This is a genomic window from Sulfitobacter sp. PM12, from assembly GCF_045586035.1.
Lineage (GTDB): Bacteria > Pseudomonadota > Alphaproteobacteria > Rhodobacterales > Rhodobacteraceae > Sulfitobacter > Sulfitobacter pontiacus.
On record NZ_CP151529.1, the window covers coordinates 1,549,634 to 1,572,201 of the forward strand.

Genomic DNA, 22,568 nt, shown 5'->3' on the forward strand with positions numbered 1-22,568 from the left:
TTTGACCATTGAGTGCCAGGAAACGGAGCGATAGAACCCCGCCATGTCTTTATGGGAATACGCCAATCCGGTGAAATTTTTAGGCCTCTCGGCCCGCGTACAACCCTATGTCTGGGGGGGGGCGGCGCTGTGTCTGATCGTCGGTCTGGGCTGGGGCTTTTTCGGCACGCCGGACGATTACCGTCAGGGATCGACGGTCAAGATCATCTACCTGCATGTACCCGCCGCGCTGATGGCGATCAACGCGTGGTTCATGATGCTGGTGGCCTCGCTGGTCTGGCTGATCCGCCGGCATCACGTCAGCGCCCTCGCGGCCAAGGCGGCGGCCCCTGTGGGCGTTACCATGACAGTGATCGCGCTGATCACCGGTGCGATCTGGGGGCAGCCCATGTGGGGCACCTGGTGGGCATGGGATCCGCGGCTGACGTCCTTTCTGATCCTGTTCCTCTTCTACCTTGGCTATATCGCCCTGTGGGAAGCGGTCGAGGACCCCGATACCGCTGCAGACCTGACCTCGGTCCTGTGCCTGGTGGGCTCGGTCTTTGCGGTGCTGTCGCGCTACGCGGTCAAGTTCTGGAATCAGGGGCTGCATCAAGGCACCTCTGTCCCGCTGGCTACCGGCGGTCGTACCGTGTCGGATGTGTTTTTCTACCCGCTGCTGATCAGTATGGTCGGCTTTGGCCTGCTGTTTCTGGCGCTGGTTCTGTACCGCACAGGGACCGAAATCCGCCTGCGCCGCGCCCGCGCGCTGCTGGCGCGCAGCGAAAGGGGCGCATGATGCCGGAACTTGGGAAATACGCCGCCGAGGTGCTGGCCGCCTATGGGGTGTCGCTGCTGCTGCTGGCGGGGCTGGTGGGGCTGAGCCTGAACAAAGGGCGCAAGGCCCGCGCCACACTTGCTGATATAGAGGCCCGTAAAGATGGCTAAAATCTCTCCGCTCATGATCGCGCCACCGCTGGTTTTCGCCGGTTTCGTGGCTCTTGCCGCCTTTGGCATGTTCCGCCCCGATCCCGAAGGGCTGCCCTCGACGCTGGTAGGGCAGATGGCCCCCGCGCTGCCGGAAAAACCGCTGGAAGGGTTTCCCGCCGCGGCACCGGATGTGCTGACCAATGGCGAGGTGACGCTGGTCAACTTCTGGGCCAGCTGGTGCCCGCCCTGCCGCGCCGAACATCCGCAGTTGCTTGATATGCAAGCGCAGGGGCTGTCGATCATCGGGGTCAACTTCAAAGACACGGTCGGCCCCGCAACCAGCTACCTGACCAATGATGGCAACCCTTTCGAAGGCGTCGCCTTTGACCCGCAGGGGCGCACGGCCATCAACTGGGGCGTCACCGCCCCGCCAGAGACCTTCATCATTGCGGGCGACGGCACGGTTCTGTTCCGCTACGCCGGTCCGTTGGTCGGCAGTGACTACGAACAACGCTTCCTGCCGGCGCTGCAAGACGCTCTGAAGAACTGACAGCCGCTTCCAAATGGCCCTAAATCCTCGCCGAAGGCATGGCCCGTAGCAGGCTGCGCCCCGGCAGCGGGCCTGTGCGCCACGCCGCCGGTTTCGCCCCGGCTGCCCCCCGCGGCTAGCCCTCATCCGCTGACCAAAAAGGAGACCTCATGCCCGTGATATTGCAAACCAGACTACCGGACGCGCAGACCGGCACGCCCGGATTGCCGGGCACGGGGCCTTGCGGGGCGGAGGACTGGCTGCTGATGGACGAAGCCTACGCGCCGCAGATGGTCTACCGCGAAGCGTTGCTGGCGGAACGACCCGAGGCTGTTTTCTACCAAAGCGAGGCCGCCAGACCCGCCGCGACAGAGCTGCTGTCCGAGGCGCTGACCCTTCTGCCGCGTTTCGGTTTCACCCTCGGGGCTGATGCGGTGCTCTGCCCCGACGGGCGCAAGGTCACGCTGGACCGGTCGCAACCGCTGTGGACGCTGGCGCATCTGGTGCAAGAAGACCTCTGCATCCTGCAAAAGCGTGGCGATGAACATGTGCTGACCGCTGCGGCACTGTGCTTTCCGGCGAACTGGCGGCTGGCGGACAAGATAGAGCAACCCCTGACGGGCATTCACGCCCCGGTCGAGGAATATGACGCCGATATCGCGCGGCGTGTGCAACGTCTGTTTGACGGCGTGCGGGCAGAGCGGCCCCTGTGGCGGTTCAACAAGCTGCGCTATGCGGATGCGGATCTGCACCAGCCGCGGCGGCGCGAGACAGGCAGCGACATGCCCTTTATCCGGTCAGAGCGGCAGTGCATCCTGCGTCTGCCCGAAAGCGACGCGGTGGTCTTCACGATCCACACCTATGTGGTGCGCGACGGAGATGCGCCTGCCTGAGCGGACCCAGACAGGCGCGATGGTTCGGGATTGATGGCGCTAGGTCAGAACCAGATGCGGCTGCCCGTCAGAGGTCTTGCGTGGGGAAACCCCCTGCGCATCGACCACCGCATTGATCTGCCGCCGCATATTGCTGAACAGCGGCGAGGTCACAACGTCAATCGCCGTGTCAAAGCGCAGGGTCAGCGACCACATGCCACTGCCCGATAGCCGCGCCGCCTTCACCACGCCGGTAAAGCGATGGCCTAGATAGCGGCCTTGCACGCGGTCCCCGGGCGTCCAGCCCTGCGCAGGGGCCGCGGCCTGGGCGCTCAGCGTGTTCCAGTCGCGCGCGCCCCATTGGTGGGCCACCATTTCCAGCGTCGCCGCATGGGACAGTGCTGTGCCTTGGGCTGCAAGGTCCGCGCGCAAGCGTTTGGCCTGGGATTTCAGCACATCAGCCGAAGGTACGGCGGTGGGATGGTTTTGGGTGGTCATCATAACACTCCTGCTCTCGCAAAAGTCGAAGGGGGTCCGCGTTGCCCGTCAATCCGCGAGATTGAAGGTGTGTTCTTGATCAAGGACTTCACCGATATGCGGACGGCAGGGGCCTTTCCCTATGGGCGCTATATGGCGCTTGGGTGCTGCAATTGCAATGGGGCGGTGCGGGTGGCACGGGGCGGATGCCTTCGGCGAGGATTTTCAGCCATTTGGAAGCAAAACGCGCGCGCCGCAGGACCGGCGCGCGCGTGGCGGTTGTTTTTACTTTCGAGGGGGTTAGCCGTCGATACGGGCGGCCATGATGGCGATGGCTTTCTGGTACACGCCGGCAGCGTTCCACTGTTTGATCACATTGAAGTTGGTTTGCCCTTCCTGATAGCCGGCCCCGGGTTGCCAGCCTTTCTGACGCAGGAAGTTCGCGGTCGAGGCCAGCGCATCGGTCTGGTTGTAGAAATCAACGCGGCCGTCGCCGTTACCGTCCACCCCATAGCGCAGGGCATTGCCGGGCAGGAACTGGGTGTGGCCAAGCTCGCCATGTTTCGCGCCTTTGGTGCCGCCATTGATCGCGCCGGTATCAACCAGTTTCAGCGCGCCGATGGCGTGGGGGGCAAAGAAATCGGAGCGGCGGCAGTCATAGGTCAGCGTTGTGATCGCAGAGACCACCGAGGTATCGCCCATGAAGCCACCAAAGGCGGTTTCCATCCCGTGGATCGCGATGATCACCCCCGCTGGCACGCCGTAGCGCGCTTCGAGTGACTGGTAGAAGCTTGCATTGCGGGCTTTGCGCTTGCGGCCTTGGGCGACGATCGTATCGGCACCGCGCACCTGCATGAATTTATCGAGCGAATAGTTGAAGGATTTCTGGTTGCGGTCGGCGGCGATGGTGCTGCTGGCATAGCGCGCGTTGGCCAGTGCATCGAGCCCCCGTTGACCGACACCCGCGGCGGCGGCCTCTTTCGCGAAGGCGGGTTTCCAGGCGTCGAAGCCTCCCGCGTTGTTGCCACATTGGGCCGCTGCAACCGGGGCGGCGAAGCCCAAAGAAAGCATAAGTGCCGTGGCAAGACGTTTGGTGGGGCGCATGAAATAACCTCTGACTATATTAAACTTCGGCTGACTCTAGCCCAGCTGTTTCGAACTTCAAATAGCAAGACGCATTCCAAGCGAAAGGGCGCCCCGATAGGGACGCCCTTTGCTGTTGGTCTGGCCACCCGTCCGGGTGGGGACCGCGTTTAGCAGCTGTAGTACATGCCGAATTCAACAGGGTGGGGGGTGTGCTCGTATTTGTGCACTTCTTCCATCTTGAGTTCGATATAGCCTTCGATCTGGTCTTTGGTGAAGACGTCACCGGCCAGCAGGTAATCCATATCCGACTGCAGTTCTTCCAGCGCTTCGCGCAGGGAACCGGAAACGGTTGGGATATCGGCCAGTTCTTCGGCGGGCAGATCATAGAGGTTTTTATCCATGGCTTCGCCCGGATCGATCTTGTTCTTGATCCCGTCAAGGCCGGCCATCAGCAGCGCGGCAAAGCACAGGTAGGGGTTTGCCGCCGGATCGGGGAAGCGGGCCTCTACGCGTTTTGCCTTGGGGGATTCGGTCCATGGGATACGGACACAGCCCGAGCGGTTGCGTGCGGAATAGGCGCGTAGAACGGGGGCTTCGAAACCGGGGATCAGACGCTTGTAGCTGTTGGTCGCCGGGTTGGTGAAGGCGTTCAGCGATTTCGCGTGGGAAAGGATACCGCCGATGAAATACAGCGCTTCCTGGCTCAGGTCGGCATATTTGTCGCCTGCGAACAGGGGCTTGCCGTCTTTCCAGATCGACATGTTCACGTGCATGCCGGAGCCGTTGTCGCCATAGATCGGCTTGGGCATGAAGGTTGCGGATTTACCATAGGCGTGCGCCACGTTGTGGATCACGTATTTGTATTTCTGCAGCTCGTCCGCCTGTTCGGTCAGCGTGCCGAAGATCAGGCCCAGTTCGTGCTGGCAGGACGCCACTTCGTGGTGGTGTTTGTCGACCTTCATGCCAAGACGTTTCATGGTCGAAAGCATTTCGGCGCGCAGGTCCTGTGCTTCGTCCGTGGGGTTCACGGGGAAGTAGCCGCCCTTGAGGCCCGGGCGGTGGCCCATGTTGCCCATTTCATAGTCGGTGTCGGTGTTCCAGGACGCGTCGGACGCATCAACTTCGTAGGATACCTTGTTGATCGAGTTCGAGAATTTGACGTTATCGAACAGGAAGAATTCGGCTTCCGGACCCATATAGGCCACATCACCGATACCGGAGGCTTTCAGATAGGCTTCGGCTTTTTGCGCGGTGCCACGGGGGTCACGCTCATAGGCTTCGCCGGTGTCGGGCTCTACAACAGAGCAGTGCACGCAGATGGTTTTTTCGGCATAGAACGGATCAACATAAGCGGTGTCCGTGTCGAGCATCAGCTTCATGTCGGAGGCTTCGATGCTTTTCCAACCCGCGATGGAGGAGCCGTCAAACATGAACCCTTCTTCGACAAAATCTTCGTCAACAAGATCGGAGACGATTGTCACGTGCTGCAGTTTACCGCGTGTATCGGTGAAACGTACATCAACGTATTCGATGTCCTCGTCCTTGATCTTCTTCAGGAAGTCCTTGGTGCTCATTGGATGATATCCTTTTCTTGAATCTCGTAAATTCGATTAAAGCGCGTCTGACCCGGTCTCGCCGGTACGGATGCGGATTGTTTGTTCGATGGGGCTGACGAAGATTTTGCCGTCGCCGATCTTTTCGGTCTTCGCGGCCGATACGATGGCCTCGATGGCGGCGTCTACCTGATCGTCGTCCAACACGATTTCGATTTTTACCTTGGGCAGAAAATCCACGACATATTCAGCGCCACGGTACAATTCTGTATGGCCCTTTTGACGCCCGAAGCCTTTGACTTCGATAACGCTAAGGCCCTGAACGCCAACCTCTTGGAGCGCCTCCTTGACTTCATCAAGCTTGAACGGCTTGATTACAGCTTCGATCTTTTTCATCTGAGGCCTCCCTGCCAGACGGGTGATTTTCGGTCTACATCGGTGTCATCTCACCGTGCGGGCCGACGGTCTACCAGACGCGCGATGGAGTCCACCGAAAGAGGCGAAAATTTGTGCGCATCGGCTGTTTTATGTGCGCTGCGATTAAAATATGTGCAGTTTGAAAATCCATGTGCTGGCAGGCCTGGCTATCGCTTGGCCAGGTGGTTTATCTTTGGGCAAAAGACGGACCAGAAAGGGGCTGCCATGCAATCGATTGCCATCACCGCAGACACGCTGGACTTTGATCAATTGGCCAAGGGGCAGGGGCATAAGTTCGACCACGGGCATGCGATTGTCGTGACCGGTGGGGCCGGGCGTACGGGTGCGGCGCGGCTGTCCGGGCGTGCGGCGTTGCGGATGGGGGCGGGGCTGGTCACACTGGCCGTACCGCCCGCCGCGCAGATGGAGGTGGCGATGCAGATCACCGCCCTGATGCTGTCGCGCGTCACAGGCCCCGAGGATTTGGCAGAGCTGGCCGGTGACAAACGTGTGCGGGCGCTGTGCATCGGGCCGGGCTTGGGGCTGAAACCGGCCCATGTGGCGCTGGTGCAGGCAGTGCTTGACTGCGGTAAGCCCTGCGTGCTGGACGCCGACGCGCTGACCCTGATCGCGCAGGAGCCCACCCTGTGGGAGCGCCTTGGCCCGCACTGCGTGCTGACCCCGCATGGCGGGGAGTTCGCACGTCTTTTCAAAGGCATATCCGAGGGTGACGCCGATAAGGCGCAGGCCTGTCTGATGGCGGCGCAAAAGGCGGGGGCGGTTGTTCTGTATAAGGGGGCGACAACCCTGATCGCGCATCCCGACGGCCGCGTTGCGGCGCATCACGGCACGGGCGATCGCGCGGCCCCGTGGCTTGCCACCGCAGGCGCGGGGGATGTGCTGTCGGGCATGATCACCGGTCTGCTGGCCCGCGGCATCACGCCTTTCGAGGCGGCGCAATACGCCACGTGGCTGCATGTAGAGGCAGCACGTCAGTTCGGACCGGGGCTGATCGCCGAAGATCTGGTCGAAGAAATCCCCCGCGTCTTCAAGGCGCTGGACCTCTAGCGGCGGTCGGGTGCAGGCACGCGTGGCAGGTGATGAAAACTATACGTCATGCGCGTTTTTCCCCCTCGCCACTGGGAAATTTCTTTGATAGTGAACGCGCAATGCGGGTGTGGCGGAATTGGTAGACGCACCAGATTTAGGTTCTGGCGCCTATGGCGTGGGGGTTCGAGTCCCTTCACCCGCACCACTTCAACTCATTGATAATCATACATAATTCGCGCGCTTCAGTGCTTGCGTTTTGATGTCTGTCTTGGCTGTGAACCATGCGCCGCGCCCGAAGGGTGTTCGGGCGCGGCGGGGCTGCGTGGGTTACGCGGCGGCTTTCAGCGCTTTGTCGGCCTTGTCGGCGACGGGCTCAGCGGCGGATTTGGCCGTTGATGCGGCCTCTGTTGGCGCGTTCGATTTCAGCAGGGCCGACAGGTAGGATTTGCTGGCCTGCTGGGGCGAGCTGCTGACCGGCGCGATCGAGTCGATCAGGCTGCGGGCCTGTGCGGCTTCGATCCGGGCTTCGGCTGCGGCGCGGGCTTGCGCCTCGCTCATGCCGCTGTCGTCGGCGTCCGAGCTGGCAACCGGGGTTGGGGCGACGGGGGCCGGAGCCTCCGCAGCGGGGGCTTGCGCTTTCTGCGCGGGGGCGGCGGCCTGAGACGACTGCGCAGGGGCAGTTTCAGCGGTGGGCTGCGTCTCTTGCGCGGCCGGCTGGTCGTCTTTGGCTTTGGCGTTGTTCTTTTCGGTGTTACCGGTCTCGGACTTATCTTTCTGTTTCTCGGCCCCTTTGGGCTGAGACTGCTGGCTGCCGCCAGAGAAAAGTGAACTTATTAACATAGATTTGCCTTTTCAGTTGGTTACCTACATGACTGAAGCAACTGCCTGACCGGTGTGGCGAAAAAATGGTCCAATTAAGGTTAATGCAAAGCTGAAATACCCGCGCAGATAGTATGCTGCGCGGGTCGGTGTGGTCTGATCACTCCTCTGGCGGGCGCAGAGCGATAACATGGATGCCGTCGCCGCCCTTGAACTCTTCGTTCTTGCGCATGAACTTGATCTCGCCGCTGGTGGTGATCTGGGCGAGCAACCGCGCCTCGGGGCTTTCGGCGCGCCAGTCTTCCAACGTGAACTCCTCGGACAGACGCGTGCTGCGGAAGCGCCAGCCTTGGGCGATCAGATCACGCAGTTCCGCATGGGTGGCCTCTAGGCCCAACGGCCGTCCGCCAAGGGTGCGGGGCAGTTGGTGGCGGCTGCTTTCGGATTTCTCGCGCATCACCTGAAACACATTCTCGCGGCCGAATTCCGGCGCCAGGTCGGTGGTGACCAGCGTGTTGTAGGCGTCGTTATCCGTGGCAGCGATCAGCGTGGCATAGCTGACGAGTTCGACGCGCTGCTCTGCCGCCTCTGACAGAATGTCGCCCGAGAATGTGTCGATCCCCGCCGCGCGCGCCTTGCGCAGGCGGATGAAGTTGGGGTCGGTCATCAGCACCGGAACCTTCGCTTTTTTCAGCACTTCGGCCAGCTGCGTTGTCCAGTCCGAGCCGCCAATGATCACCACGCCGGGCGTGTCCGCACCGGTCAGCCCCAAAAGCCGCGCAAAGGGTGCGAGGGTGAAGCCGTTGACCACCACGGTCACCGCCACAAGCGCAAAGGCAAGCGGCGCGATCAGGGCGGCGTCCTCGAACCCGAGGCTGAGCAGGCGTTCGCCGAACAGACCCGCGACCGCGACCAGCACGACGCCGCGCGGTCCGGTCAGGGCCACCAGCAATTTTTCGCGGAACGGGATGCCCGACCCGATGAGCGAGATAAACACCGTCACAGGCCGTGCGACCAGCACCACCACAGCCACAAAGGCCGCCGCGCGCCAGTCAAGATTGCCAAGCGCTTCGACATCCAGCCCTGCGGCCAGCAGGATGAACACGCCCGACACCAGCAGCACGGTGGCATGTTCCTTGAAGCGGCGCATTTCCTCGTAGCTGGGCAGTTTGGAGTTCGCGATCACGATCCCCATGATGGTCACCGCCAGCAGCCCGCTTTCATGCAGCACGGCATCGGACGCGGCAAAGACCCCCAGCAGCAGGGCAAAGAGCACGGGCACCTTCATATACTCGGGCACCCAGCCGCGTTTGAAGGCGCGCGACAGGCCGATCCCCGCAGCGACACCGGCGGCAGTAGCGACGGCGGCACCGATAAACAGCTCCAGCATCGCCTCGGACGCTGTTGTCGCGGTGTTCAGCGCAATGACGACCTCGAAGGCCAGCACGGCGGCCAGCGCGCCGATGGGGTCGTTCAGGATCGCCTCCCATTGCAGCAGGGTGGCAGGGCGGCGTGACAGCCGCGCGGTGCGCAACAGCGGCGCGATCACCGTGGGGCCGGTCACGATCATGATCCCGCCAAAGACGGCAGAGCTGGACCAGCTGAGCCCCGCCACATAATGCAGCGACAGCGCCGACATCAGCCAGCCAAGGGGCGCGCCGATATAGACCAGCCGCCGGACACCGCCGACCGCGTCCTGCAGCGTGTGAAAGTTCAGCGACAGACCGCCCTCGAACAGGATAATCGCCACAGCGATAGAGATCATCGGCCCCATCAACGGCCCGATATCCCGTGCGGGGTCGAAGATGCCCAGAACCGGCCCGATCAGGATGCCGGCCACCAGCATCAGCACGATCGCGGGCATGCGCAGCCGCCATGCGATCCATTGTGACCCCACCCCGATCGCGCCGACCAATGCGATCGCAGTTACAGGATTTAGCGCGCCGAGTGTTTCTGTTGCCACAATGTGAACCCTTTATAATCAAAGCGATGACGTAACGCGGACCATCCCGCTGACAATGGCCGGTGTGAAATTTTAGGGGGTTTCCCTGTCGCAAGCCAGCGATCTGTCGTGTTGAACGACAAAAGGCCCCGACGTCAGGGGCCTTTTGCGCGAGGGTATGGGGCAGGGCGCGTGGCCCCGCGGGGTCAGTCGTCGACGCGGCTGTCGGCCAGCGTGCTAAAGGCGAGGTTCTTGAAGATCAGCCGCAGCGGGCCCCGATTGGCGGGCGACTGGATCATCAGCAGCGCGATCATATCTTCGGCGGGGTCCGCGTGATAGCCGGTTCCCGCGGCACCGCCCCAGTTGTATTCACCGGCGGAGCCCATTGACGGGGCATTGCCGGTTTCAAGTCGCACAGCGTACCCCAGACCAAAGCCGTAGCCGGGGCCGGGCAGGTAGTATTTGCCGGGTTTGATGCCTTCAAGGTGGTTCGAGGTCATTAGCTGCACCGACTTGGGCGACAGCAGCCGCGTGCCGTTCAACTCTCCGCCATTCAGCATCATCTGCGCGAATTTGGCGTAGTCATGCACGGTGGACATCAGCCCGCCGCCGCCCGACTGGTTCGGCTTGCGCACGCGCGGGTCAAAAACATCGCGGCTGCCCAGTTTGGCCTGATCGGCGAAGGGTTCGGCGATCCGCGGGAAATCCGCAGCGTCATCGATGTAGAAGGCCGTATCCTCCATCCCCAGCGGGTCGAAGATACGCGCCTTCATGAATTCTTCAAGCGTCTGGCCTGAGGCGACCTCTACCACCGCGCCCAGAACATCCGTCGCGCGGGAGTATTCCCATGTGGTGCCGGGGTCATGCTCCAGCGGCAGGGACGCCAGCAGATTGGCCTGTTCGATCGCCGTGTTCTCGGGCGAGGCGACCCCGGCCGCGTTATAGGCCTCGCGCGCGGGACCGGCCCCGAAGAAGCCATAGGTCAGCCCCGAGGTATGGCGCATCAGGTCGCGGACGGTCATCACGCCTTTGGCGGGGCGGGTCACGGGCTTGCCCTCGGCGTCTTTCTCACCTGTGACCACGGTCAGGGTCTTATAGGCGGGCAGATAGGTTGAGACGGGCGCGTTCAGCAGCAGTTTGCCTTCTTCGACCAGCATCATCGCGGCGACGGATGTGATGGGTTTGGTCATGGAGTAGATGCGGAACAGCGTGTCTTCGGTCATCGGCTCCCCGTCGGGGGTGCGTTTGCCCATCGTGGACAGATGCGCGATCTGACCGTCGCGGATCAGCATCAGCACGGCCCCCGGCGTCATCCCCTTGTCCACCAGCGCGCCAAAGGTGGCATCCATCCGCGCCAGTCGGTCAGGGTCGAACCCCAAGGCGGTCGCATCGCCGCGGGGCAGCTCTTGGGCCCATGCGGGGGTTAGGGTGGCAAAGGCGGTGCCAAGGGCCAGCGCCCCGGCGACCAGACCTGATCTGAAATGTTTCATTATGTCTCCTCCCGGTTGTTGTGATCCGGTGGGACCACGACCCGAGGTTAGGAGTGTGCACGCCGCTGTGGCAACCTGCCTGACGGCTGTCAGGGCGGCGGCGCGGCTTTGTGACGTAGGGTAACTTGTGCCGCAATGCAGCGTATGTGGGGCGAGGGGGCTGTCGGCCTAGGCAGGAAAGACCGTAGGCGCGTCGCCCTCTGCCCATTGCGGGTATTTATCCATCACGGCGGCAAAGGCCTGCGAGGTCAGGAAGCGGTCCAACCACGCCTGCAACCGGGGCCAAGGCTGCGCGTCGAACCAGGGTTTGTCAATGAAGGCGAACTGCCGCACGAAGGGGGCGATCGCCATGTCGGCAAGGCTGGGGGTGTCGAAAATATGGGTGCCAATTTGCGCGTCCAGCGCCGTCAGATGGGCGGCGGCTTTGGCCCGCTCTGCCTCCGGATCGGCGTCGGGGTAGCGGGTGGCGTATTTCGTGCGGTCCAGTGCGTGTTTGAACGGCCCGTCGCAGCGGTTGATCCAGTCCCATCCCGGGTCAGGCATGTTCAGCAGCCCTTCGGGATCGTGTCGGCGCAGGGCCCAGATCATGATGTCGAGGCTTTCGTCAATGACCTCGCCCGTATCCAGCGCCAGACAGGGCACTGTCCCACTGGGCGAGGTCGCCAGAAAGGCGGCGGGCTTGTCGCGCAGCACGACCTCGCGCAGCTGCACCTGCTGGCGGGCCGACCGCAGCGCCAGCCGCGCGCGCATGGCATAGGGGCAGCGCCGGAAAGAATAGAGCACGGGCATCATGGCAGCACGCTAAGCCAGAGCCACGCGGTCAGCACCGACCCCACCGTCGCCACCAGCACCGAGCTTGCCGCGACCCGCCGCGCGCGGCCATACATATTGGCGAAGATATAGGCGTTGAACCCCGGTGCCATCGCTGCCGTCAGCACGCCCGAGCGGAACAGATCCTGCGGCAGACCAAAGCCGCTGCCCATGAACCAGACAATCGCGGGATGGACGATCAGCGCCAAAAGGCAGACCATGGCGATGGTCTTGCTGTCGCCCTCGGGGCGGTACTGGATCAACACGCCGCCCAAGGCAAAGAGCGCCGCGGGCAGGGCAGCGCGTACGATCAGCGACAGCGCGTCGTCGATCACACCGGGGATCGCCAGCCCGCTAAAGTTCACGGCAAAGCCCGCGAGAATGCCCAGAACCAGCGGATTGTGGAACATCGCCCGCGCCACATTGCGCGCAAAGGCCGGACCGGATTGGCCCCGGTTGCGCACGAACTCCATCACCGTAATCCCCAGCCCGTAGCAAAACGGCGAGTGGATGGCGATGATCGCAAAGTTCCCGATCAGCGCCTCGGGCCCATAGGCGCGTTCCGTGATCGGCAGCCCCAACAGGACCGAGTTGGAAAAGAGGCTGCAGAACCCGATGGCCACACAGTCTTCCCAGTCGCGTTTGAACAGGATGCGCGCGCCGAACAGCCCCAGCGTGAAGCAGACCGCCGCGCCGGTGTAGAAGCTGAACAGCAGTCGCGGGTCGAAAGAGGCCGATAGATCCAGATGCGCGATCGATTGGAACAGCAGGCAGGGGATCGCGAAGCTTTGCGCGAACCGCATGACCCCGTCGATGCCCGAAACCGGAAAATACCCTCGCCAGACAGAGACATAGCCAAAGCCGATGACAAGGAAGACGGGCAGGATGACTTCGAGAAGCGTTTGCACGAGAGATATGGCCTTGGGTGCGGGTGGCGCTGTCGGAGTGGGGGTTTCACACCCCCACGCCCCCGTGGAGTTTATAGGGCAAAATGAAGTCCGGACCCCGCGGGCGGGGGCTAGACCGGAAAGCTCAGGGTCATGCCATCAAAGGCGGGTTCGATATGGTCGGGGGTTTCCGCGGCCAGCGTGTCATAGTCGAGGTCGTTGTGCATATTGGTCAGCACAGCGGTTTGCGGTGCCATATCTTCGATCCAGCCCAGGGTCTGGGCCAGGTGGCTGTGGGTTGGATGCGGGTCACGGCGCAGCGCGTCGACGATCCAGCAGCGCAGGCCCTTGAGGTGGGGCCAGATGTCATCGGGGATCTGCGCCACATCGGGCAGATAGGCCACATCATTGACGCGGAAGCCAAGCGCATCCATCCCGCCGTGGTTCACCAGAAAGGGCGTGAAGCAGAGCGTGCCACCGGGCCCGTCGATCGTCACGTCGCCGTCAATATGGTTCATCTCGAGGATCGGCGGGTAGGACGATCCGGGGGGCTGGATGAACACATAGCCGAAACGGTCCAGCAGCGCCTCGCGCGTGGGCGTATCGGCCCAGACCGGCAGACGTTGGCGCATGTTGATCACGATCATCCGCAGGTCATCCAGCCCGTGCACATGATCGGCGTGGGAGTGGGTATAAAGCACCGCGTCCAGCCGTCCGACGCCCGCATCAAGCAGCTGGCTGCGCATATCGGGGGAGGTGTCGATCAGCACCGATGTCGTGCCCGCATCCGTGATCCGCTCGACCAGGATGGAGCATCTGCGTCTTGCGTTCTTGGGGTTGGCCGGATCGCAGGCCCCCCAGTGCCCGCCAAGGCGCGGCACCCCGCCAGACGAGCCGCAGCCCAGGATGGTGATCTTCATCTCGGCCATCAGGCGGCGTCCTGATATTGGGCGGCCTTGGTAAACAGCCGGTCGAAATTCGCCTGCGTCTGCGCGGCAAAGCTGGCATAATCGATGCCGAAGGTTTCGGCACCACGCCGCGCCGTATGGGCGGTAAAGGCGGGTTCATTGCGTTTGCCGCGATGGGGCGGCGGGGCCAGATAGGGGCTGTCGGTTTCGACCAATATCCGGTCCAGGGGGGCGTCGGCAAAGATGTCGCGCAGATCCTGGGATTTGGGGAAGGCGGTGATGCCCGACATCGACAGGTAGAACCCCAGATCCAGCGCCGCACGGCCAAGCGCCTGCGTCGAGGAGAAGCAGTGCATCACGCAAGGGTAGGCCCCGTTGGCATGTTCCTCTCTGAGGATGCGGGCCATATCGTCATCGGCGTCACGGGCGTGGATGATCAGGGGCAGGCCGCTGTCACGGGACGCGGCGATATGGGTGCGCAGGCTGGCTTGCTGCGCCTCGGCGCTGTCAGCGGTGTAGTGGTAATCCAGCCCCGTTTCGCCGATGCCCACCATCTTGGGGTGTTTGGTCAGCGCCATAAGGTCGTCATAGCTGGCCATCGGCTCTGTCGCGACGCTCATCGGGTGGGTGCCGGCGGCATAGAAAACCGGGGCATGCGCCTCGGCAATGGCGCGCACGGCGGGTTCGTTCTTGAGCTTGGTGCAGATGGTGACCATGCGTGTCACCCCTGCGGCTTGGGCGCGGGCGATCACATCGGGCAGTTCACCGTCGAAATCGGGAAAGTCCAGGTGGCAGTGACTGTCGGTGATCGGGTGAATGTCGCGGGTGCTGTCTGTCATGCCTGGGGTCCTGCCTGTTCGTCTTGCGTGGGCTAGCGCGGTGCGGCGTCGCCCATCTTGAACAGGGTATCTAGGACCAGTGCGGCAGGGTCAAGGTTGACCGCCATCCCGTGGCGCGCGCGGGTGCCGATGTCTTGCGCGGTCTCGGCCCAGACCCGTCCTTGGGCGGGGGTGGGCGACAGGCGGGTCAGCACCGCGGCTTCGTTCGGGGCGGCGGCGGTTTCGGGTGGGCGGCCAAGGGCACCGGTGCGGGCCAATCGCAGCATCAGCAGATCCACCAGCGTGAACAGCAGCGACAGTTTTTCTTCGGCCCCGCGGGCGGCGGCGGCCTCTGCCAGTTTGAGCGCGCGGGCGCGGTCCAGCCGCGGCATCGTATCAAGCAGGGCGACCAGTTCGCCATACATCGCGAGCCCGCCCATCAGCGACAGGGACAGCGCGCCGCCGACAGACCCGCCGGAAAGCGCCGCGAGCGCTGCGGGATCGCCCTGAATATCCACCTCGGACTGGCCGAGCGCCTGCGCCATATCGTCCGGCGTCAGGGTGCCGAGCCGCAGGGTCCGGCAGCGCGAGCGGATGGTGGGCAGCAGGCCGGAGGGGCGGTGGCTGATCAGCAGCATGATTGCGCGGGCGGGCGGCTCTTCCAGCATCTTGAGCAGCGCGTTCGCGGCATTGGGGTTCATCAGGTCGGCGTCGTCGACGATCACGACACGGCGCCCGCCGTCGGCAGCGGACATCTGGAAGAACCCGTTCAGCTTGCGGATGTCATCCACGACGATCTGCTTGCGCAGCCGTTTGGTTTTCTCGTCAACAGAGCGCGTGATCGCCTTCAGCGCGCCTTCGCCCCCGGCCGCGATACGGCGGGCGACGGGGTGGTCAGGATCGATATCAAGGCTGGTGGGGGCGGGGGTGTCGAACATGCCGCCGTCCTCTGCATCGGGGGTGGCCAGCAAGAACCGCGCAATACGCCATGCCAAGGTGGCCTTGCCCACGCCACGCGGGCCGGTCAGCAGCCAGCCGTGGTGCAGCTTGCCCGAGTTGAACGCATCGAGGAACGCGGCCTCTGCCGCCGACTGGCCGAAAAGCTGCGGCGTGTCGCGCGGGTGGCGCGCGCCGTCGATACGGTCGGGCTGGGGGGCGTCATCACTCATGTCACGTGGTCTAGCAGATTGCGGCGGCAGGAAAAGGGGTCAGCGCGCATCAAGACGCGGGCGCACCTGCGCAAACACATCCGCCGCCACCGCATCGATGGATTGTGCGCCGTTGATGGTGACGAAACGATCGGGGAATTCAGCGGCAAGCGACAGGAAACCGGCGCGCATGGCGACCTGCAGGCTTTCGCCGAAATCCTCGAACCGTTCCTCGACCGTGTTGCGCGACAGCGCGCGGCTGAGCCCTTCGCCGGGGTCCATATCGATCAGGACGGTGACATCGGGTTCGACGCCGATCATCAGGCTGTGCAGCTGGTCCACGGCACCGCGCAGGTCACCCCGGCTGAGCCCCTGATACATCCGGGTGGAATCGGCAAAGCGGTCGCAGATCACGATCTTGCCCGCCTCGAGCGCAGGCAGGATCGTGCGTTCAAGGTGATCACGACGGGCGGCGGTGAACAGCAGGATCTCGGTTCGGGCGGACCAGCGGTCGGGATCGCCCTGCAAGACCAAGGCGCGAATTTCCTCGGCCCCGGGGGAGCCGCCGGGTTCGCGGGTCAGCACGACCTGATGCCCGTCGGCCTCAAGCCGGTCTTTCAGTAATTTGGTCTGGGTCGATTTGCCCGAGCCGTCGATGCCTTCGAAGCTGATGAACAGGCCCTTGGCCGCGGTGCTCACGAAGCGGCCTCTGGCCCTTCGTTCAACCGGGTCAGCAGATGGCGGGCGGCGGCTTCAAGTTTGACCATAAACCCCCCTGCGGCAACGCTGTCGCGGGCAACCAGCGGGGCACGTACCTCTGGCAGGTCACCGCGGGTCAGCACCAGTTCGCCGATGTTCTGGCCCTTGGTGATGGGCGCGCGCAGCGGGCCGGTATAAACTACCTCGGCCGAGACATCGCTGCCGCCGGACACAGGCACTAGCACCGACAGATCGCTTTCCAGTTCAAGGCCAACGGCACCCTGCGCGCCAAGCGCCACGGGGGCTTCGGCAATCATTGTGCCGGCTTTGCCCATGGACCGTTGCGAGAATTGGCGAAAGGCCCAGTTCACAATCGATTCCGATTCCTGCGCGCGGGCCGCGGCGCTTTCGAGACCGGACAGAACAAACACAACGCGGCGGTCGCCCTGTTTGGCAGAGCCGACAAGCCCGTAGCCCGCTTCTTCGGTGTGGCCGGTTTTCAGCCCGTCCGCGCCGATGCCAAGCCCCAGCAGCGGGTTGCGGTTGGTCTTGTTTTGCGGCGCGCGCCCGTCAAACAGGAATTCGCGCTGCGAGAACATCGGGTAGTACTGCGGGTAATCCTCGATCAGGCGGGTGGCCAGCAGCCCCAGATCGCGCAGCGACATGCGGTGACCGGCGGCAGGCCAGCCGTTGGAGTTCGCGAAGGTCGAGTTGGTCATGCCCATCTGCTGCGCCCGCTGGGTCATCAGGCGGGCAAAACCGGCCTCTGATCCATCGGGGCTCAGCGCTTCGGCGATCACGGCACAGGCGTCATTGCCCGACAGCACGATGATGCCGCGCAGCAGGTCTTCGACCTTTACGCGGTCGGTGGTGTCCAGAAACATGGTCGACCCGCCGTAGGACATGGCGTGCTGCGACACGGGCAGTTCCTCTGTCAGGTCCAGCCCGCCATTGCTTTTGCCCCGCTCGATCGCCTCGAACGCCATATACAGCGTCATCAGTTTCGACATGGAGGCCGGCGGCAGCGGTTCATCCGCGTTCTTGGTCAGCAGCACGGTGCCGGTGGTCTGGTCGACCACATAGGCCGCGCGGGCCTGTGTCTCGAACGCCTGCGCGGGCAGGGCCAACAGAAGGGTCGCAATCGTGGCTGCAAAAATACGGATCATGGCAGTTTCCTTTGGCGGTGGGTCAGTTCGACACGGCGTAGGCGTCAGAGAACCCTTCGGTCTTGATGGATTTCAGCAAATTGGTCAGTTCGGATTTCGTAGCCGCCGGGCCGACGACCACGCGCCAGAACGGCTTGTCGTTGATCTCGCTGCGTTTGACGGTGGGCAACATGCCCGCGCTGCGCATCTGGTTGGCCGCGCGTTCGGCATTTGCCTCTACGCTGAAAATGCCGATCTGGACAAAGGGCTTTGCCAGCGAAGACGCAGGTTTGGGGGCTGCGGGTTTCGGGGCCGCCGGTGCAGCGGGCTTGGCCGCAGCGGGTGCGGCATCAATCGCGGCACCCGCCGTGACAGCGACCGGATCAAGCGTGGTTTCTGTCACTTCCGACGGGGTTTCGATCGTGCCTTCGGGGGCTGCGTCGGGGGCAGGGGTGTCGTCGACCTCCTGACGGCGCAGGGCAGTGACGTTCAATGGCGCAGGGGCACCGGCCAGAATCCCAAGGGCCGCCGCCGCATCCGACGACATCTGCAGCTTGGGCCCGGGCAGATCGCGTTCACGGCGGAACAACGCGCCGATGACGAATTTGCCATTGGCCTCGTTGCGGATGATCACCCGTTCGGGATCTGTGACATCGGGATGCGCGACCCAGACACCGCCAAGGCTGGGGCGTCCGTCCCAAAGCCCCTGATCACTGACCGAGAAAACCTCGGGCGCTTCGACGTCACGCTCCACCAGCTTGGTCGAGCTGGACGGTGCCGCCGCAGAGCCTTTCTGACCGCCGGTCAGATTGCCGACCGCATCGCAGCCCGCCAAAGTCGTCATCATCAGCAAAACCCCTACCGTGCACCGCAGCGGCCGGTTGCCAGAAAAAGGGTGTAGCCTGAGGCTGTTCATGTCCGTCGTCCTTGCCTGCTGGCGCGGCGTTGTCCGCCGCCGCCTGATCGCGCCGTCAATACGGCATGTTTGATGCCCCATTGCCGGGGTCTTTGCGCTACACTAACGCGGGTACAGGGGTTTTGGAAAGGCTGACAGGACGGCATCGGCAAATTTCCCCACCCGGCCGGAACCCGCCCAACACGGGCTGCCGCTGTCTTGCGTAACGGCGCCGCAGTGCGCGTCATTTCCAGGTTTGCAGAATCGCTGACACCCCTCTATGCGGTGCTTGCTGCGGAGGAGTGGCAGAGTGGTCGAATGCACTGGTCTTGAAAACCAGCGTGCGTGAGAGCGTACCGTGGGTTCGAATCCCACCTCCTCCGCCATTATCCCACCCCCTCATTACGCCTCTCCCCAATTCCGCGCCTGTCGTGGAACCGTCACCTTTGCGTTACGCGGCTGTTACCAGAATCGAGCATCAGGGGCCGTCTTTAACGGAGAGCCCTTATGAAACACCCTATTCTTCCTCTTGCCCTATCCCTTCTGGCCGCCCCTGCTGTCGCGCAAGAGACGTTTGATGCCACGCTTGCGGGCCATGCCTACCTGCCTGCGCTGAGCCTTGTCGCGCCGCCTGCGGATGCGCCGAAGGATGCGTGGATCAGTGGTAAATTCACTGGTGGCGCGCGCAATGGCGTGCCGATGTCGGTGCCGGGCAATACGGGCGGGCTGCATGGCAAACGGCTGACCGGGCTGAACCTGCCCTTCATTGGCCAGCCGTTGCAGGGGTTTTCCGGTTTCGCGATGAACCGTGCCGAGGATGGGTCGGTCTATGTGCTGACGGACAACGGCTTTGGCTCAAAGGCGAACAGCCCCGATACGCTGTTGTTCTTCAGCCGGATGGACGCTGATTTCGACACAGGCGAGGTCGAGATCAAGGAAACCGTTTTCCTGCATGATCCCGATTTCAAAGTGCCCTTCCGCATTTCCTATGGCGGGACAGACAGCCGCTATCTGACCGGCGCGGATTTCGATCTGGAGAGCATCCAGCGCGTCGGCGACAGCATCTGGATCGGCGAGGAGTTCGGCCCCTATCTGATCGAGGCCACATTGGACGGGCGGATCAAGGGCGTCTATCCGACGATGGTGGATGGTGTTCAACTGAAAGGGCCGGACACGCCCGGTATCTCGGCCACATCGGTGAAGGGGACGGATTGGACCGTGCCACGCTCGGGCGGGTACGAGGGCATGGCGCTGCAGCCTGAAACGGGTTTGCTGTGGGCCATGCTCGAGAAACCTCTGCTGGCCGCGAGCGGCGAGAACGAAGGTGATTTCCTGCGCGTCATGGCCTTTGACCCCGAGGCACGCGACTGGACGGGCGAGGGCTTCAAGTTCAAGCTGGCCGAAGGGGCCACGGCGATCGGTGACTTCAACTTCATCGACGAGACCCGCGCGCTGGTGATCGAGCGTGACAATGGCGAGGGCGAGCCTTCGTTGAAATGCGCCGGTGACCCGCAGGCGGATTGTTTCCCGAACCCCGCGATGGTCAAGCATGTGGTTCTGATCGATACCGCCGATGTGGATGCCGAGGGCTATGTGCGCCGCATCGGCCAGATCGACCTGATGAACATCGCCGACCCCGAGGGTAAGGCCCGCATCGAAACCGATGGCGGCGAGGCAGGGCGGTTCAGCCTGCCGTTCTTCACCATCGAGGACGTGATGCGGGTGGACGAGACGCATATCATGGTCGCCGTGGACAACAACCTGCCGTTCTCATCCGGGCGCAAGCTGGATGCCGCTGCGGATAACGAAGTGGTGCTGCTGAGCGTGCCCGAATTGTTGGCCGCGCAGTAACCCGACGCGCCCCTGTCGCAGAGAATGCCGAGGGGGCGTTTCACACCCTAGACACACCCCAGGCCCCGCCATTGCCCGCGCGCCCCCAACCTTTGGGAGGATGCCGGTTGATGTGCGGGGCTTTGCCGTGTCAGAAAAAGCGAACGCCCGCCTGATGGCATCGCCGTTCCCTGACACCCGCGCCTTGGGACAGGGCACAGGGATGGTATGGTGGGCCTTGGTAAAAGGATCTCCCCCCATGACGTTTCAGATCGGCATTGGCCCGAATAATCGCAAATCCGCCTATTTCGACGCGACCGTCGCAGAGGGTGTGGCTTGTTTCTCGGTCTATAATCACATGTTCATACCAGCGCATTACGGCGACCCCGAGGGGGAATATGACGCGCTGATGAACGGTGTGGTCATATGGGATGTCGCGGCGCAACGGCAGGTCGAACTGTCCGGGCCGGATGCAGCGCGGCTGATCCAGTATCTGACCACGCGCGATATGTCGAAAACCCGGATCGGGCAGGGGCGCTATGTGCCCATGTGCGACCATCAGGGGCGGCTTATCAACGACCCCGTGCTGCTCATGCTGGCGCAGGATCGCTATTGGCTTTCGATTGCGGACAGTGACATCGCCCTATGGGCCAGCGCCATCGCGGCAGAGCGCGGGTGGGACGTGACCGTGGCTGAGCCAGACGTCTCCCCGCTGGCGGTTCAGGGCCCCAAGGCCGAGGCGGTGATCACCGCGTTGTTCGGCGACTGGGTGCGCGATCTGAGGTATTTCGGCTTCAAGCAAACGCAGTTGGGGGATATCCCGCTGGTGCTGGCGCGGTCGGGCTGGTCGAAACAGGGCGGCTTCGAACTGTATCTCCAAGACAGCAGCCGCGGGGGGGAGCTATGGGCAATGGTAAAGGCCGCAGGCGCGCCCTTTGGTATCCGCCCCGGTGCGCCCAATGACGTTGAACGGATCGAAAGCGGGCTGGTGTCCTATGGCGCGGATGGTCGTCTTCAGACCAACCCCTGCACCCCGTATGACATCGGCCTGGGCAAGCTGGTCGATCTTGAAACCCCCGACGATTTTATCGGCAAAGAGGCGCTGCGCCGTATTGCCGATGAAGGCGCGCAACGGGAAAGGTCAGGCTTTGTCATCGCGGGCGCGCCACTGACGGGGGCGGCACATTCGATTCCCGTGCTGGACGATAAAGGCCAGCCGCGCGGTGTGCTTAGCGATTACGTCTATTCCAAACGTTTCGAGGTTAATATCGGCGTCGGGATGATCGCATCGGATGCAAAGCAAGCGTCGCTCCACGTGGTCATTGGGGACGAGGCCCGCAAGGTAACCCTGCGCAGCCTGCCATTTGACAGCTGACCTTAGACGGTGGACCCGCCGTTATGGCAGGATCACCCGCACGCCGGGTATTTCCTGAATGCGCGCAACGTCTTCGTCGTAAACCTCGGTCATCTCTTCGACCAGCTCTTCGGTCCAGCTGGGCATGTCCAGCTCTTCCTCGAGCGCGTCGTCGATCACGTATTTGTCCAGAAACGCCGCGATCACGCGTGGGTGCTCTGCCGTTGTCATCTCGGGATGCGAGGCGAGATAGGATTTGAACCGTTTCATGCCTTCGGGGCGCATGATCGTTTCCAGCAGGTCGAATTCCCCGTCCAACGGCGCCATCGTGGGCAGGCCCGCCATCTCGCGCATGATCTGCCCCCAGATCAGGGGGGCGTCTTCGTTGCACCATACGGTCACGGGAATCTCGGGCGCAGAATCACGTAGCAGCGCCAGCGTGTCGGACCAGCGCACATCCAGCGGATCCTTGTCGCCCCAGAACTGCGGCGGAGATTTATCGGCCGACACATCATACAGCACCGGCAGCAGGGTCGCGGGATTGCGGATGCCCATGAAAATCTGCAGCTCATCCTCGGGGAAAAGCTGCGCCATGCGCATCATCCGAACAGGTGCTGCGGGATAAAGCATCCCTTCAACAACCGCCGTCGCAGGGGTGCGAAAGAAGTTCGCGTCGGAAAAGATCACCCGATCCGCGTCAGAATCCCCCATGACCGCGTCCAGCAAGACATCCCGCGCCCCGTCCGAGGCGGATGTTTTATACATCGCATTCAACGTATCGCGAAACAAACCACGATAGGTCGCGGGGCTCGGCACATGGGTGCCCGCCTGCGTCAAAAGATCGTGGTTCGACTGGAGGCTTTTCAGCAACCTGTCTTCTTCGGTGTAATGGGCACCTGTGTGCAAAATCAACTGCATGAACGTCTTCTC

23 protein-coding genes and 2 tRNA genes are annotated in these 22,568 nt (G+C 63.0%); 9 read left to right on the top strand and 16 right to left on the bottom strand.

Annotated features, from left to right (window positions below; translation table 11 throughout):
* Positions 1-43: 43 nt before the first annotated feature.
* The 4 genes from AADW22_RS07405 to AADW22_RS07420 all read left to right on the top strand — a co-directional run bounded on the left by AADW22_RS07405 (position 44) and on the right by AADW22_RS07420 (position 2,331).
* Complete coding sequence (locus tag AADW22_RS07405) at positions 44-778, top strand: heme ABC transporter permease (RefSeq protein ID WP_005852651.1); 735 nt, start codon at positions 44-46, stop codon at positions 776-778.
* Complete coding sequence (gene ccmD, locus AADW22_RS07410; RefSeq protein WP_107277682.1) at positions 778-927, top strand: heme exporter protein CcmD; 150 nt, start codon at positions 778-780, stop codon at positions 925-927. The genes AADW22_RS07405 and ccmD overlap by 1 nt, the downstream gene beginning before the upstream one ends.
* Complete coding sequence (locus AADW22_RS07415; RefSeq protein WP_037943946.1) at positions 920-1,459, top strand: DsbE family thiol:disulfide interchange protein; 540 nt, start codon at positions 920-922, stop codon at positions 1,457-1,459. Before ccmD ends, AADW22_RS07415 begins: the two co-directional genes overlap by 8 nt.
* A gap of 149 nt (positions 1,460-1,608) precedes the next feature.
* Positions 1,609-2,331: a DUF3445 domain-containing protein gene (locus AADW22_RS07420; RefSeq protein ID WP_243251755.1), complete on the top strand. Its 723-nt coding sequence runs from the start codon at positions 1,609-1,611 to the stop codon at positions 2,329-2,331.
* A 39-nt stretch (positions 2,332-2,370) separates the two neighbouring features.
* Here the strand turns inward: AADW22_RS07420 and AADW22_RS07425 are convergent, their stop codons facing one another.
* From AADW22_RS07425 to AADW22_RS07440, 4 genes are all read right to left on the bottom strand, one after another.
* Positions 2,371-2,808, bottom strand: a complete 438-nt coding sequence (locus AADW22_RS07425) for a glyoxalase superfamily protein (protein WP_243251756.1) — start codon at positions 2,806-2,808, stop codon at positions 2,371-2,373.
* 279 nt (positions 2,809-3,087) lie between these two features.
* Positions 3,088-3,891 (bottom strand): lytic transglycosylase domain-containing protein, encoded by an 804-nt coding sequence (locus AADW22_RS07430; protein WP_005852656.1) that lies wholly within the window; start codon positions 3,889-3,891, stop codon positions 3,088-3,090.
* Positions 3,892-4,040: 149 nt separating this feature from the next.
* Positions 4,041-5,447, bottom strand: a complete 1,407-nt coding sequence (gene glnA, locus AADW22_RS07435; RefSeq protein ID WP_005852657.1) for a type I glutamate--ammonia ligase — start codon at positions 5,445-5,447, stop codon at positions 4,041-4,043.
* Positions 5,448-5,483: 36 nt separating this feature from the next.
* Positions 5,484-5,822, bottom strand: a complete 339-nt coding sequence (locus AADW22_RS07440; RefSeq protein WP_005852659.1) for a P-II family nitrogen regulator — start codon at positions 5,820-5,822, stop codon at positions 5,484-5,486.
* Positions 5,823-6,068: 246 nt separating this feature from the next.
* On the opposite strand from AADW22_RS07440, the gene AADW22_RS07445 reads away from it, so the two are divergent.
* Both AADW22_RS07445 and AADW22_RS07450 read left to right on the top strand, forming a co-directional pair.
* On the top strand, positions 6,069-6,911 hold the full coding sequence (locus AADW22_RS07445) for an NAD(P)H-hydrate dehydratase (RefSeq protein WP_407473402.1): 843 nt from the start codon (positions 6,069-6,071) through the stop codon (positions 6,909-6,911).
* Between the two features lie 103 nt (positions 6,912-7,014).
* Positions 7,015-7,098, top strand: a tRNA-Leu gene (locus tag AADW22_RS07450).
* 122 nt (positions 7,099-7,220) lie between these two features.
* On the opposite strand, the gene AADW22_RS07455 is transcribed toward AADW22_RS07450, so the two are convergent.
* The 11 genes from AADW22_RS07455 to AADW22_RS07505 all read right to left on the bottom strand — a co-directional run bounded on the left by AADW22_RS07455 (position 7,221) and on the right by AADW22_RS07505 (position 18,406).
* Positions 7,221-7,733 (bottom strand): hypothetical protein, encoded by a 513-nt coding sequence (locus AADW22_RS07455; RefSeq protein ID WP_407473403.1) that lies wholly within the window; start codon positions 7,731-7,733, stop codon positions 7,221-7,223.
* 139 nt (positions 7,734-7,872) lie between these two features.
* Positions 7,873-9,675, bottom strand: a complete 1,803-nt coding sequence (locus tag AADW22_RS07460; protein WP_407473404.1) for a cation:proton antiporter — start codon at positions 9,673-9,675, stop codon at positions 7,873-7,875.
* 185 nt (positions 9,676-9,860) lie between these two features.
* The gene (locus AADW22_RS07465; protein WP_286699027.1) at positions 9,861-11,144 is read right to left on the bottom strand and encodes a serine hydrolase; all 1,284 of its coding nucleotides are present in this window, start codon (positions 11,142-11,144) and stop codon (positions 9,861-9,863) included.
* Positions 11,145-11,312: 168 nt separating this feature from the next.
* Positions 11,313-11,936, bottom strand: a complete 624-nt coding sequence (locus AADW22_RS07470; protein WP_407473405.1) for a glutathione S-transferase — start codon at positions 11,934-11,936, stop codon at positions 11,313-11,315.
* A complete protein-coding gene (locus AADW22_RS07475) occupies positions 11,933-12,862 on the bottom strand; it encodes an AEC family transporter (RefSeq protein ID WP_005852681.1) in 930 nt (309 codons plus the stop codon). The genes AADW22_RS07470 and AADW22_RS07475 overlap by 4 nt, the downstream gene beginning before the upstream one ends.
* Before the next feature lie 110 nt (positions 12,863-12,972).
* Positions 12,973-13,770, bottom strand: coding sequence for an MBL fold metallo-hydrolase (locus AADW22_RS07480; protein WP_064216860.1), 798 nt, complete (start codon positions 13,768-13,770; stop codon positions 12,973-12,975).
* Complete coding sequence (locus tag AADW22_RS07485) at positions 13,770-14,588, bottom strand: TatD family hydrolase (RefSeq protein WP_009826687.1); 819 nt, start codon at positions 14,586-14,588, stop codon at positions 13,770-13,772. The genes AADW22_RS07480 and AADW22_RS07485 overlap by 1 nt, the downstream gene beginning before the upstream one ends.
* A gap of 32 nt (positions 14,589-14,620) precedes the next feature.
* Positions 14,621-15,736, bottom strand: a complete 1,116-nt coding sequence (locus AADW22_RS07490) for a DNA polymerase III subunit delta' (protein ID WP_064216861.1) — start codon at positions 15,734-15,736, stop codon at positions 14,621-14,623.
* Between the two features lie 39 nt (positions 15,737-15,775).
* Entirely contained in the window at positions 15,776-16,414 is a 639-nt protein-coding gene (gene tmk, locus AADW22_RS07495) for a dTMP kinase (protein WP_037943958.1), read from the bottom strand.
* Positions 16,411-17,580: a D-alanyl-D-alanine carboxypeptidase family protein gene (locus tag AADW22_RS07500; RefSeq protein ID WP_005852693.1), complete on the bottom strand. Its 1,170-nt coding sequence runs from the start codon at positions 17,578-17,580 to the stop codon at positions 16,411-16,413. Before AADW22_RS07500 ends, tmk begins: the two co-directional genes overlap by 4 nt.
* 22 nt (positions 17,581-17,602) lie before the next feature.
* Entirely contained in the window at positions 17,603-18,406 is an 804-nt protein-coding gene (locus AADW22_RS07505; protein ID WP_237278915.1) for an SPOR domain-containing protein, read from the bottom strand.
* 344 nt (positions 18,407-18,750) lie between these two features.
* On the opposite strand from AADW22_RS07505, the gene AADW22_RS07510 reads away from it, so the two are divergent.
* The 3 genes from AADW22_RS07510 (at position 18,751) to AADW22_RS07520 (ending at position 21,659) form a co-directional block, all read left to right on the top strand.
* Positions 18,751-18,840 (top strand) — tRNA-Ser (locus AADW22_RS07510).
* A 121-nt stretch (positions 18,841-18,961) separates the two neighbouring features.
* Positions 18,962-20,305, top strand: a complete 1,344-nt coding sequence (locus tag AADW22_RS07515; RefSeq protein WP_407473406.1) for an esterase-like activity of phytase family protein — start codon at positions 18,962-18,964, stop codon at positions 20,303-20,305.
* Positions 20,306-20,543: 238 nt separating this feature from the next.
* Complete coding sequence (locus AADW22_RS07520; RefSeq protein WP_407473407.1) at positions 20,544-21,659, top strand: glycine cleavage system protein T; 1,116 nt, start codon at positions 20,544-20,546, stop codon at positions 21,657-21,659.
* A gap of 21 nt (positions 21,660-21,680) precedes the next feature.
* Here AADW22_RS07520 and AADW22_RS07525 read toward each other — a convergent pair whose 3' ends face one another.
* Entirely contained in the window at positions 21,681-22,556 is an 876-nt protein-coding gene (locus AADW22_RS07525) for a hypothetical protein (protein WP_005852722.1), read from the bottom strand.
* Positions 22,557-22,568 lie beyond the last annotated feature (12 nt).